This window comes from Herbaspirillum sp. Her4 (genome assembly GCF_057961335.1).
Window position 1 is genome coordinate 609731 of sequence record NZ_CM176330.1, and the last position, 12756, is coordinate 622486.

Sequence of the window (12756 nt, forward strand, 5' to 3'; positions counted from 1 at the left end):
AATCCGCGTTTTCCCGCCTGGCCGGTCACGTCCCGTGTGTGGCCGGCAGGGCCGCTGTACGCCAATTTTTCCAGGAGCCTGCCATGACCCGACGTTTCGTCGATATCTCCATCCATCTCGAAAACGATGTGATGTCCGACCCGCCCGGTCTCAATCCGCGCATCGACTACACGCACCACCAGATGAGCTATGCCCAGCTTGCGCCCTTCTTCCCCGGTCTGCGCCAGGAAGACCTGCCCGCCGGCGAGGCCTGGGCGGTCGAAGACGTCAGGCTCAACACCCACAACGGCACCCATCTGGATGCGCCCTATCACTTCGCCTCCACCATGAACCATGGCGAGCGTGCCATCACCATCGATGAAGTGGACCTGAACTGGTGCTTCCAGCCGGGCGTGAAGCTGGATTTCCGCCACCTGCCCGATGGCTACGTGGTGCAGGCCGCCGATGTCGAGGCCGAGCTGGCCCGCATCGGCCACACTCTGCAGCCGCTGGAGATCGTGCTGGTCAATACCCGCGCCGGCAGTTGCTATGGTTCGCCGGAGTACGTGCGTGCCGGCTGCGGCATGGGTTACGCCGCCACGATGTACCTGCTCGAACGCGGCGTGCGCCTGACCGGCACCGATGCCTGGAGCTGGGATGCGCCCTTCGTCCATACCGCGCAGAAATTCAAGGAGACCGGCGATGCCAGCCTGATCTGGGAAGGCCACAAGGCCGGACGCGACATCGGTTACTGCCACCTCGAAAAGCTGGGCGGACTGGAGCAATTGCCGGCCAAGGGCTTCCACGTGGCCTGTTTCCCGGTCAAGATCCGCGGCGCCTCCGCCGGCTGGACGCGCGCCGTCGCCATCTTCGATCCCCTGCTGCAACAGGGATAGAGATTTCCTGCTCCGCAAGGAGAAGACCTGTCCGACCACCCCGACAACAATCAGAGGAGACACTTCATGGGGAAGACAACACCAAGGCAACTGATACTGGCCGCCACCGCCCTCCTGCTCAGCGCAGCCAGCCCGGGCTGCCGGGCGCAATCCACGGTGACGGTCTACGGCACCATCGATTCCTATCTCGGCAGCACGCAGCTGGCCGGACGGGATCGCACCAGCGTCGTCAACGAGGGCGGCATGAGTTCGTCCAACATCGGCTTTCGCGGCGCCGAAGATCTGGGCGGCAATCTCAAGGCCGTGTTCGATCTGAACGGCTTCTTCAGCAGCGATACCGGTGCCTCGGGACGCTTCCCCGGCGATACCGGCGGTGGCGTTCTGTTCGGGCGGGCCGCGCGTGTCGGTCTGTCGGGTGACTTCGGCAAGCTGGAAGCCGGCAGCGGGTCCACGCCCTACTTCATCTCGCTGATCGCCTTCAATCCCTTCGGGGATTCGTCGGCATTCTCGCCCATCTTCCTGCATACCTTCACCGGCGGGCAGTTCCCCATCAGCAGTCCGCCGATGAGCGGTGGCTCGGCAGCCGGCGGGGCCGACACGCGCATGAACAACATGATCCAGTACCAGTCACCGGACATGGGCGGCCTGCGCGCCAGCCTCCAGTACGGCATGGGCGAGGTGGCCGGCGACAGCAGCAAGAACCGCATCAGCAGCGCGCTGTTCTATGCCAATGGCCCGTTTGGAGCCACCCTGTCCTATGAGCGCGATACCACCTCGCTGCTGGTCAACCAGGCCCCGGGGGTGGCTCCGAACGAAACCCGCCAGAGCTCCTGGATGGGTGGCCTGAGCTACGACCTGGGCCTGGCCAAACTGTTTGCGCAATATGAGCAGACGCGGCAGGTCTTCGATGTCGCCAACGGCGACCGCGTCTTCAAGACCTGGCAACTGGGCAGCAGCGTACCGCTGGGTCAGGGCAAGGTATTGCTGTCCTGGGCGCACTCCAACATCTCGCTGCCGGCGGGCGTGTCGCCCTACACCATCGTGACCGGCTTCGCACGGCCACCGGCCAGTGCCGCCACCACCGGCGTGAACCCGGTGCGCAATACGGTCTCGCTGGGCTACGACTACCAGATCTCGCGTCGTACCGATCTCTACGGCATCGTCATGCGCGACCAGTACACCGGTCTCGACAATGGCAACAGCCTGGCGCTGGGGATCCGGCATCGCTTCTGAGGCCGCTTTCCGCTCATGCGCCAGATCGATCATCGACAGCTCATTGATCTCTGGCACAGATAAATGGCAAACGGCAACAAGTCCGTTCCGCCTTGCGCATTCCTGAGTCATCTCTTTGCACCAGCACGGTGAATTCCGCCGCGTTGGTGCTTTTTTTTGCATTGGCACATTTCCTGCATGACGGGAAGTGTTGCAGCGGCGCCGCGCCGTCTCATCCGGCTATCGCCGCACTGCAACAAATCCTTTACCATGCGCCCCAGCGGCGGCTGCCGACGACAGAAGGCAGCCGCACACCGATGGCCGATCCGGCTTACCCGCCGGCTGAGCCATTGACGTGACGCGTTCGTTATCCACGATTGATGATTGGTATTGCCATGACGACTTCCACTGCGAATTCCTCGCCCTCCTCGCCGATTGCCTCCGCGCCTGCTGCGCGCGCAACGCCTCCTGCCACCCCGGCCGTGCGCCACAGCTGGATCGACAACCTGCAGGGCCAGCTCTTCGGGGTGGTGATGATCGCCTTCGGCATGTCCATGCTGCACAGCCTGGGCCTGATCATCGGCCAGATCGCCGGCGTGGCCTTCCTCGTGACCTATGCCACCGGGATCAGCTTCGGCATGGCCTTTACCCTCATCAACCTGCCCTTCTACCTGCTGGCCGCCTTGCGCATGGGCGCGGCCTTCACCTGGCGCACGCTGGCGGCCGTGACAGCCGTGTCGGTCCTGACCAACGTGGCCGGCAACTACATCAGCTACAGCCACCTCGATCCCGCCGTGGGTGCCGTGCTGGCCGGCCTGTGCGTGGGCATTGGCCTGATCGGCCTGTTCCGCCACCAGGCCAGCTGCGGCGGCATGAGCATCCTGGCTACCTATGTGCAAGAGCGCACCGGCTTCAAGGCCGGCTGGCTGCTCATGGGTTTCGACCTGGCGCTGTTTGCGACGGCGGCGCTGTTCCTGCCGATGGATCGCGTGTTCTATTCGCTGGTCGGCGCCATCACGATGAACCTGTTCGTGGCGTGGAATCACCGCTACGAGTGGTATATCGCCCGCTAGCGCTGGCAGGGGAAGCGCCGGGCGGGGCGATTCCATTACAATCCGGGACATCCATGCATCGCACGAATCTTGCTCGCGATGCGGCCAGCCATTGTGATTCTTAGCCCTGCCCGCCATGAGCCAAGTCCTGAACTACCTGATCACCGCCCGCCGCTGCGAAGCGGAAGAACTGCAACGCCTGGCACACACCTGCCAGCTGGTACTGACCGTGGGCAAGCTCATCCATTGCCTGCAGCAGGAACGCGGCCTGTCCAACATCTATCTCGGTTCGCGCGGCGAGCGGGATGCGCAGGCCTGGCAGGAGCGCGTGGCCGCCAGCCAGGCGGCCCAGTGCGAGTTCGACACCTGGCTCGGCTCCACCGTCCCCGACAACGCCCTCTCCAACGGCGCTCGCCTCTATACCCGCATCGCCTTCGCCCTGCACGCGCTGGACGGGCTGCCCAAGCTGCGCGCCGATGTGGCCGCACTGGCCTGCACCCCGGCGGCCAGCTACGAGCGCTTCAAGACCGTGGTGGGTGCCTTGCTGGCGCTGGTATTCGAAGCCGCTGACGTGGCGGTGGATCCGCAGATTTCGCGGTTGCTGGTGGCGCTGTTCAACCTGATGCAAGGCAAGGAATTTGCCGGCCGCGAACGGGCCGCCGGCGCTGCCGCCTTCGTCACGGGCAAAATCACGCGCGAACAGGAACAGACCATCGAGACCCAGATCGAGATGCAGGAACAGGCCCTGCGCCGTTTCGAATCCTTCGCCGAAGGCTTCCGCAATGAATGGAGCGCCATGCAGGCCACGCTGCCACTGGCCGATCTGGAACGCCTGCGCCGCAAGCTGCTCACCGCCCACGGCCGGCCGCTGGATCCCGAGCTGGCCGATGCCTGGTATCAGTGCTGCTCCACCCGCATGGATGGCCTGCATCGGGTCGAGATCCATCTCGCGCAATACGTGCAGTCGCAATGCCAGGACAAGATCCGCGAATTGCAGAAGGACCTGGACCATCAGGGCCAGTTCTTCACGCAGGCCGATGACCGTGATCCGCTGGCCTCGCTGACGGCCTTCGCCTCCGGCCTGGATGGCCAGCCGTTGCCGGACGGCTCGCTGAGCGCGGGCGTGGGCCCGCACCTGACCCAATCCATCGTCGACATCCTGCGCACCCAGTCCGAACGCCTGCAGAACCTAACCCAGGAACTGGCCACCGTGCGCGAGAGCCTGGAAGAACGCAAGCTCATCGAACGCGCCAAGGGCGTTCTGATGATGAAGCAGGGTCTCAACGAAGAGGCCGCCTATCGCCTGCTGCGCAAGCATGCGATGAACCAGAACCGGCGCATTGCCGAAGTGGCGCAGGCGATCCTGTCGCTGACCGAGATCCTGCCGGACGCCTGATCCGGCCTCCCTGCCCTCGCTGGTTCAAGCCGCCAGCAGCCGGCTTTCGATGTGACGCTGCCCGGCCAGCGGCCGCCCATGGGCGCGCTGCAGGGCATCGGCCACGCCCAGCAGCCTCTGGTCGCTGAAGGCCGGACCGAATACCGTGATGCCCCAGGGCAGGCCGTTCTTCATGAAATTCATGGGCGTGGCCACGGCGGCGTAATCCAGCATGTTCATGAAGTTGGTGTACCAGCCCAGGTCCGAATTGCGCTGCACCGGCTGCTCGCGCAATTCTTCCAGCGTCACCGGGCGCGGATAGGCCGGCGTCACCACGCAATCGACGGTGGCCAGGATGCGGTCGCATTCGGCCTTCAGTTGCTGCAGGCGATATTGCGCGCGGAAGGTATCGACGGCACTGAACTGCGGCGCCTTGCGCAGCACGTCGCGAATCACCGGCAGGATTTCCTGAGGCTGTTCCTGCAGCAGTGCCTCGATGGTGCTGTAGCGTTCTGCTACCCACGGCCCTTCGTAGAGCAGACGCGCTGCCTCCAGGAAGGGAGTGAAATCGATGGTCACGGGCACGCCGCCGATGGCATCCATCTGCTCCAGCGCCTCCACGAACAGGACCGGACTCTCGCTGCAGCCGAGGAATTCCAGCTGGCGCGGCACCCCCACGCGCAAGCCTTTGCGCGGTGGCTGGAAGGCCGCTGCATCGTTCTGCGGCAGGTTGGCGCGGCTGTATTCATCGCGCTCATCGGGCTGCATGGCCTGCGTGCAAAGCGCCAGCAGGTGGCTGGCCTCGGCCGCCGTGGCAGTGAAGAAGGTCACGCAATCCAGCGTGCGGCAGGCGGGGACCACGCCGGCAGTGGAGAGCAAACCCTTGGTCGCCTTCAACCCGACCAGATTGTTCAGGGCGGCGGGAACGCGGCCACTGCCGGCGGTATCGGTGCCCAGTGCAAAACTGCTCAAGCCCAATGCCACCGCCAGCGACGAGCCGGAGGATGAACCGCCGGAAGGATAATCCGGATGCACGCTGTTGCGGCAAGCGCCATAGGGCGAACGCGTGCCGTTGAGGCCGGTGGCGAACTGATCCAGATTGCATTTGCCCATGGGGATCGCGCCCAGTGCGATGAGCTGCGCCACCAGCGTGGCGCTCTCGCGCGGCACGTAGCTGAAGGCCGGACAGGCGGCCGTAGTGGGGATGCCGGCCAGGTCGATGTTGTCCTTGATCGAGAACGGCACGCCATACAGGGGCAGGCTGTGCGGGGATTGCCCTTCCAGTGCCTGCAGGTAGGGCTCGGTTTCCTCCTCGCTCAAGAGATGGATGTAGAGCCGGTATTGCGGGTTGAGCGCAATGGCACTCTCACGCAGGCGGCCGATCACGGCGCGCGGCGACAGGCTGCCATCACGATAGGCCGCCGTGAGCGCATCGATGCGCAGGTCAAAGGAATGGATCATGCGGCCTCCTCTTCAGTGTTTTCCATGACCAGCACGCACTGTCCCGCGCGCACCGGACTACCCGGCTGCACCCGCACTTCGGCGACGATGCCCGCTTCAGGCGCGGTGATGTTGATTTCCATCTTCATCGACTCCAGGATCATCAGCAGCTCACCCTGCGCTACACGCTGGCCGGGACTGACCTTGACCTGCCACAGGTTGCCGGCAATCGGTGCATCCACGGACAATTGGCCCGCCTGCAGCGGCTGGTGATCTTGCACGATGGCGCTGCTCTCCTCGCTCTCGTAGTTGGCCTGGCCGCTGGCGATCCAGCGCTGGCGTTCGGCATCGAAGGCGGCCTGCTGGTGCTGGCGGAAGGCGGCAATCCCCTCGGCTTCGCGCTGCAGGAACTCCTGGTAGTCCGCCAGGTTCAGCTGGGTCTCTTCGATGCCGACCTCGAAGCGGCCCAGCGGGAAATCGCGGCGGATGGTCTGCAATTCTTCGGCCGTGACCGGATAGAAACGAATCTGGTCAAAGAAGCGCAGCAACCACGGCTTGCCCCGGAAGGCGGCGACCTCGCGATAGCGGTTCCACATCTGCAGCGTGCGGCCCACGAACTGGTAGCCACCCGGCCCTTCCATGCCATAGATGCACATGTAGGCGCCGCCGATGCCCACCGAATTCTCGGCAGTCCAGGTGCGCGCCGGGTTGTACTTGGTGGTGACCAGGCGATGGCGCGGGTCCAGCGGTGTGGCCACCGGCGCGCCCAGGTAGACGTCGCCCAATCCCATGACCAGGTAGCTGGCATCGAAGACCGTCTCGCGTACCGCGCCGATGTCCTTGAGGTCGTTGATGCGGCGGATGAATTCCAGATTGCTCGGGCACCAGGGTGCATCCTTGCGCACCGTGGTCATGTATTTCTCGATGGCGAGCTGGCAGGCCGGATCGTCCCAGGACAAAGGCAGATGTACGATACGCGACGAAACCGTCAGGTTTTGGCGAGCGCAGACGGCATCCCACAATCCGGCGATGGTTTCCAGCAGCCTTGGCAAGGGCAGCGCTTCGGGCTGGTAATGCACCTGCAGCGAACGGATGCCGGGGGTCAGGTCGATCACGCCGGGCAAGGCCTGTTCTTCCAGCGCCGCGATCAGGGCGTGCACGCGGAAGCGCAGTACCAGGTCCAGTTGCGGGCTACCCACTTCCAGCAGCAGGTTGGCATCGCCCGACAGGCGCGCCACCAGCCGTTGTTCGTCCTGGCCCAGGTCCAGCACGATGGGCGAGGCCAGCGGTGCAGGCGACCATTCCACCGGCTGGGCTTGCAGGCTGGCGATACCGGCTTGTGCGGCCAGGGCGATGCGGCGTGCCGTGCTCACGTCCACCGGAATGAAGCGGACCTTGTCGCCCGCCTTGATCTGGCCGATCTGCCAGAGATCGGCCTCGATCACCGTGACCGGGCAGACAAAGCCGCCCAAGCTGGGGCCATCCGGCCCGAGGATCACCGGCATGTCGCCGGTGAAATCGACGGCACCCACGGCATAGGGATTGTCATGGATGTTGGAGGGATGCAGCCCGGCTTCGCCGCCGCTGTCGCGCACCCATTCCGGTTTGGGGCCGATCAGGCGCACGCCGGTGCGGCTGGAATTGAAATGGACTTCCCAGTCGGTGGCGAAGAAGGTCTCCATGTAGGCCGGCGTGAAATACTCCGGCGCACCGTGCGGACCATAGATCACGCGGACCTGTCGCACCGTCTCCAGCGCAGGATACAGGTCGGCCGGCAAGACCTGGCCGGCCGCGGGCATCTCATCGCCGGCCAGCGGCAGCAGATGCAGGATGTCGCCACTGGCCAGCGCGCGGCCCGCGTGGCCACCGAACTGGCCCAGCGTGAAGGTGCTGCGGCTGCCAAGATAGGCAGGGACCTGCACGCCGCCGCGCACAGCGAGGTAGCTGCGCGCACCGGCCCCGCTGATGGTGCCGAGCTTCAAGGTACTGCCGGCAGCAATGTGCAGCACGGTGGCCATTGGCCGGGCCACGCCATCGAGCAGCACCGGGATCACGGCACCGGTCACCACCACGCTGGCGGCGGTATTGAAGCGCAATACCGGACCCATCATCGTCACTTCCAGTCCGGCCGCATCCTCGGCATTGCCCAGCAGGCGATTGCCCAGCCGCAAGGCGCGCTCGTCCATCGGGCCCGAGGGCGGCACACCGACCGCCCAGTAACCGATGCGGCCGGGATGATCCTGCACCGTGGTCTGGGTGCCGGGCGACAGCACCTCCACGGTATCGGCGCGATAGACCAGTTGTTCCAGGCAGCGCGTCCATGGCTGGCCGCTGGCGAACGGGACATCGTCGAGGATCTGGCGCAGGTAGTGCTGGTTGGTCTCCACGCCGTACAGTGCCGTCTCGCGCAGCGCAGTATTGAGCGCCACACGGGCTGCTTCGCGGGTGGGCTGCCAGCTGATGAGCTTGGCGATCATGGGATCGAAATACGGCGGGATCTCACATCCGGCCTCGACCCAGGTATCGATGCGCAACGCCTTTCCATCGGCGTCAGGAAAACCGACGGCGGTCAGCAGGCCCGGGCAAGGCTGGAACTGGCGGCCCGGGTCTTCCGCATACAGGCGCGCCTGGATCGCATGGCCACGCGGCTGCAGAACGGCCGCCAGTTGCGCCAGCGGCGGCAGGTCGCCGGCAGCCAGCTCGATCATCCAGCGCACCAGGTCCACGCCCCAGACCTGTTCGGTCACGCCATGTTCCACCTGCAGGCGTGTATTGACTTCGAGGAAGTAGAACTGCCCGGCCAGGCTGTCATAGACGAACTCCACCGTGCCGGCACTGCGGTAGTTCACCGCCTTGGCCAGCTTGATGGCCGCCGCGCACAAGGCGTCAGCCATGCCCTCGGGCAGGTTGGGGGCGGGGGTTTCTTCCAGCACCTTCTGATTGCGCCGTTGCACCGAGCAGTCACGCACGCCCAATGCGATCACTTCGCCCCGGCCATCCCCGAAGACCTGCACTTCCAGATGGCGGGCGCGTTCGATGTATTTCTCGATGAAGACGCCGGCATCGCTGAAATTGTTCTGGCCCAGGCGCCGCACCGAATCGAAGGCATCGCCCAGTTCGGCATCGCTGCGGCAGACGCGCATGCCGATGCCGCCACCACCGGCCGTGCTCTTCAACATCACCGGATAGCCGACACGGGATGCAGCGGCCAGCGCCTCGTCGATGCTCTCCAGCAGGTCGGTGCCTTCCAGCATCGGCACGCCCTGTTCGCGTGCCAGTGCGCGCGCGGTGTGCTTGAGTCCGAAGATGCGCAACTGCGCGGGCGTAGGGCCGACGAAGGCAATGCCGGCCGCTTCGCAGGCTTCGGCAAAGGCGGCATTTTCGGAGAGGAAGCCATAGCCCGGGTGGATGGCTTGCGCGCCGCTGTTGCGGGCGGCGGCCAGGATCTTGTCCACGGCCAGATAGGTCTGGGCGGCCGGTCCTTCTCCCAGCGAGATGGCGCGGTCGGCCTGCAAGACGTGCAGGCTGCCGAGGTCAGCTTCGGAATAGACGCACACGCCGGTCACGTCCAGCGTGCGCAAGGTGCGCAGGATACGGCAGGCAATGGCGCCGCGATTGGCGATGAGCAAGTGGTCAAACATGGAATGGGCCTGGAAATCCGGGTCGTCCCGTGATTCGAAAAACCGGCTCGCGGTCGTCCGCGAGCGGTGCACTACTGCGGTCGTTCAAGCGGTGCGGATCAGTCCCACACCAGCACTTCGGCCGCCGTGGGGTTCCAGCCGTTGCAGGGATTGTTGAGCTGCGGGCAGTTGGAGATCAGCACGATGAGATCCTGCTCGGCGCGCAGCTCCACGTACTTGCCGGCGGCCGAAATGCCATCCTCGAAAGTGAGACCGCCCTCGGGGGTGACCGGCACGTTCATGAAGAAGTTGATGTTGGCGCCGATGTCGCGCTTGTTGAGGCGGCCATCGTGCAGACAGGCACAGAGGAAATTGTCGCGGCAGCTGTGCATGTAGCGTTTGTCCAGCGCATAGCGCACGGTATTGCTCTCCTGCGCGCAGGCCCCGCCCAGCGTGTCATGGCGGCCGCAGGTATCGGCCACGATGGTGGCCAGTGCACGGCCCAGGTTGGAATACAGCACGCTGCCCGCACCCAGGTAGGCGCGATTCTGGCGGCGCAGGGTGCGCTGGGGATCGTAGCGTTCACGCGGATTGGCGGCGCTGTAGAACAGCGTATCGATGGCCTGGTTGCCTTCCAGGTCCAGCAGGCGCACGGTCTGTCCGGCGCCGAGGTTGAAGAGATAGGGTTCGCCGGCCGGGATCACGTGGCGGAACACGGCTTGTTCGGGGGCGCGCTGGCTTTCGATGATGTGCATGTGGGTCTCCCTGGTTCAGAGATGGAAGCGTTCGGTGTTGTGGAAGGCGCGCTCGTTCTCGGGGCGAGAATGGCGGCAGGCATGGGTGCTGTCGTCGCTGTGCGTCTGCAGCCACACCAGCCGGACCGGGCGCGGCGCGTAGTGCGGATGCGGGTCCATCGGATGCTGCAGGGCGGTCAGGATGATGAGCGTGTCCATCGGCGCGGCCAGCTCGATGAAATCCCCGGCCTTGGAATTGCCGGGCACGAAGTGGAAAACGCCCTCGGCATCCACGTTCACGCGCGAGAACAGGTTCACCACCATCAGCAGGTCCTGCAGGTCGAGGTTCCACTTGCCCATTTCCACCAGCAGGTTGTCGGCGCCGTTGCGATGGAATCCGTTGCGCAATTCCTGGTAGCGGCCCTGGCCGTATTTCTCGCGCACCTCCTCGGCATTGAGCACGCCGCCGAAACTGTCATGCCAGCCGCAGGTGTCTTCGGTGATGGCCGCCAGCACGCGGCCCATGTCGGAGTACAGGCAGTGGCCGGCCTGCAGGCGCGCGGTGTGCTGGCCCTTGAGAGTGTCGGGCAGGTTCAGGCGTTCGCTGGGCTGCCGGGCGTTCAGCATCATCATGCTGACGTTGGCGCCGCCTTCGATGTCGGTGATGCGCAGCGATTGCCCGCGTTTTAGGATGAAGGAGGTATGGCCGCCGCCGGGCAGCAGTTCTTCGTAGAGTCTGGCCTGCAGGGCCAGGGGATCCTTGCTCATGTCAGCTTTCCTTTGCAGTGAGGAGGGAGGCCAGCTTGTCCGCCTGTTCGCGGGCACGGGCCTCGTTGAGGGCGATGTCGTAAGTGATGTGGGCGCCATAGGCCTGCGGGTATTGCGGATCGACGCGCACCTTGTCGAACACCAGCAGGCGCGTGCCCAGGGTGAAGCCTTCGGAGAGGTCATGGGTGACCATGAAGACGGTCAGGCCGCTGTCCTTCCACAGGTCCAGCAACAGCGCATGCATCTCCTTGCGGATGCCCGGATCGAGGGCACCGAAGGGTTCATCCAGCAACAGCACGCGCGGACGCACGATGAGCGCCTGGGCAATCGCCAGCCGTTGCTGCATGCCGCCCGACAGGCTGCTGGGATACAGGTCCAGCGCGTGGCCCAGACCGACACGATGCAGCAGCTGCGCCGCCTCTTCACGGGCGCGCCGCTTGGCACCGCCGAAGAGGCGACCCAGCAAGGGCGAGCGCGGCAGCTCCAGGCCGATGGCCACGTTGTCCAGCACGTTCAGGTGCGGGAACACGGAGTAACGCTGGAACACCACGCCGCGCGTGGCATCGGGCTCGGCCGGGAAGGGCTGGCCCTGCAGCAGCAGCTGGCCCTTGCTCGGACGCTCCTGCCCCAGCAGCAGGCGCAGGAAGGTCGACTTGCCACAACCGGAAGCACCGACCAGGGTACAGAACTGGCCTTCTTCCACGCGCAGGTTGAGGCGCTCCAGGACCACGTTCTGGCCGTATTGCTGCCACACGTTGCGGATCTCGATGTAGCTCATGCGCGGCCTCCTTCAGCCCAGGGGAAGAAGCGGCGGTGGACGGCACGCAGCAGCCAGTCCATCAGCCACGCCAGCAGCGTGATCCAGACCACGTAAGGCAGGATCACGTCCATGGCCAGATAGCGGCGCACGAGGAAGATGCGATAGCCCAGACCGGCCGTCGCCGAAATCGCTTCAGCGGAAATGAGGAACAGCCACGCCGCCCCCAGCGACAGGCGCAGCGAAACCAGCAGGCGCGCCAGCATCTGCGGCAGGGCCACGCGCAGCACCAGGGTCCAGCTGTTGGCCCCCAGCGTCTGCGCCTTGATCAGCAGTTCGGCGGGGATGGCACGGCCGGTGTGTTCGAGATCCCGCGCCAGCAAGGGCGTGACGCCGATGACGATCAACATCACCTTGGACAATTCATCCAGCCCCATGACGATGAAGAGAATCGGCAGGATCGCCAGCGGCGGCACCATCGAGATCACGGTCAGCAGCGGCGAAAATCCTGCGCGCAGCACCGGGAAGATGCCGTTGGCGATGCCCAGCACCAGCCCGGCCACGGCCGCGATGCCCAGGCCCAGCAGCACGCGCTGCAGGCTGGCCAGGGTGTCGCTCCAGAACAGGTAGTCGCCGGTGCGCGGGTCTTCCATGAAGGCCATGTGACGGACCGCATCGACCATCTGCGCGAGGCTGGGCAGGAGCTTGTCATTGGGATTGTCGGCCAGGCGCGTGGCCGAGCCGAAGGCGTACAGCAGCGCCAGGATGAGGAAGGGCAGGAGCGTCAGCAGCCACTGCCCTGAGCGGCCGGGATGGCGATTCAGGAAACGCATGGCGCGCCTCCCTGGGACAAGGACCGAGGCAGGGACGGACGCAGCGCGCGGGCTGCGGGATGGAACCTGGGGTGGCGAACAGCGATCACG

General features: G+C 65.3%; 10 protein-coding genes. 4 read left to right on the top strand and 6 right to left on the bottom strand.

Annotated features, from left to right (window positions below; all coding sequences use genetic code 11):
- Nucleotides 1–83: 83 nt before the first annotated feature.
- The 4 genes from ACWFUC_RS02825 to ACWFUC_RS02840 all read left to right on the top strand — a co-directional run bounded on the left by ACWFUC_RS02825 (nt 84) and on the right by ACWFUC_RS02840 (nt 4535).
- Nucleotides 84–875 carry a cyclase family protein gene (locus ACWFUC_RS02825; RefSeq protein ID WP_489624044.1) on the top strand — a complete coding sequence of 264 codons (792 nt, stop codon included), beginning with the start codon at nt 84–86 and terminating at the stop codon, nt 873–875.
- A 66-nt stretch (nt 876–941) separates the two neighbouring features.
- A complete protein-coding gene (locus tag ACWFUC_RS02830) occupies nt 942–2108 on the top strand; it encodes a porin (protein WP_489624045.1) in 1167 nt (388 codons plus the stop codon).
- A 374-nt stretch (nt 2109–2482) separates the two neighbouring features.
- Nucleotides 2483–3160, top strand: coding sequence for a YitT family protein (locus ACWFUC_RS02835; protein WP_489624046.1), 678 nt, complete (start codon nt 2483–2485; stop codon nt 3158–3160).
- Nucleotides 3161–3275: 115 nt separating this feature from the next.
- The gene (locus tag ACWFUC_RS02840; RefSeq protein ID WP_121040894.1) at nt 3276–4535 is read left to right on the top strand and encodes a nitrate regulatory protein; all 1260 of its coding nucleotides are present in this window, start codon (nt 3276–3278) and stop codon (nt 4533–4535) included.
- A 24-nt stretch (nt 4536–4559) separates the two neighbouring features.
- Here the strand turns inward: ACWFUC_RS02840 and atzF are convergent, their stop codons facing one another.
- The 6 genes from atzF to ACWFUC_RS02870 all read right to left on the bottom strand — a co-directional run bounded on the left by atzF (nt 4560) and on the right by ACWFUC_RS02870 (nt 12666).
- Nucleotides 4560–5975 (bottom strand): allophanate hydrolase, encoded by a 1416-nt coding sequence (gene atzF / locus ACWFUC_RS02845; RefSeq protein ID WP_489624047.1) that lies wholly within the window; start codon nt 5973–5975, stop codon nt 4560–4562.
- Nucleotides 5972–9595 (bottom strand): urea carboxylase, encoded by a 3624-nt coding sequence (gene uca, locus ACWFUC_RS02850; RefSeq protein WP_489624048.1) that lies wholly within the window; start codon nt 9593–9595, stop codon nt 5972–5974. The genes atzF and uca overlap by 4 nt, the downstream gene beginning before the upstream one ends.
- Before the next feature lie 98 nt (nt 9596–9693).
- Nucleotides 9694–10329 carry an urea amidolyase associated protein UAAP2 gene (locus ACWFUC_RS02855; protein WP_121040900.1) on the bottom strand — a complete coding sequence of 212 codons (636 nt, stop codon included), beginning with the start codon at nt 10327–10329 and terminating at the stop codon, nt 9694–9696.
- Nucleotides 10330–10344: 15 nt separating this feature from the next.
- Nucleotides 10345–11076 carry an urea amidolyase associated protein UAAP1 gene (locus tag ACWFUC_RS02860; RefSeq protein ID WP_489624049.1) on the bottom strand — a complete coding sequence of 244 codons (732 nt, stop codon included), beginning with the start codon at nt 11074–11076 and terminating at the stop codon, nt 10345–10347.
- Between the two features lies 1 nt (nt 11077).
- Nucleotides 11078–11854 carry an ABC transporter ATP-binding protein gene (locus ACWFUC_RS02865; protein ID WP_034333837.1) on the bottom strand — a complete coding sequence of 259 codons (777 nt, stop codon included), beginning with the start codon at nt 11852–11854 and terminating at the stop codon, nt 11078–11080.
- On the bottom strand, nt 11851–12666 hold the full coding sequence (locus ACWFUC_RS02870) for an ABC transporter permease (RefSeq protein WP_088756566.1): 816 nt from the start codon (nt 12664–12666) through the stop codon (nt 11851–11853). Before ACWFUC_RS02870 ends, ACWFUC_RS02865 begins: the two co-directional genes overlap by 4 nt.
- Nucleotides 12667–12756 lie beyond the last annotated feature (90 nt).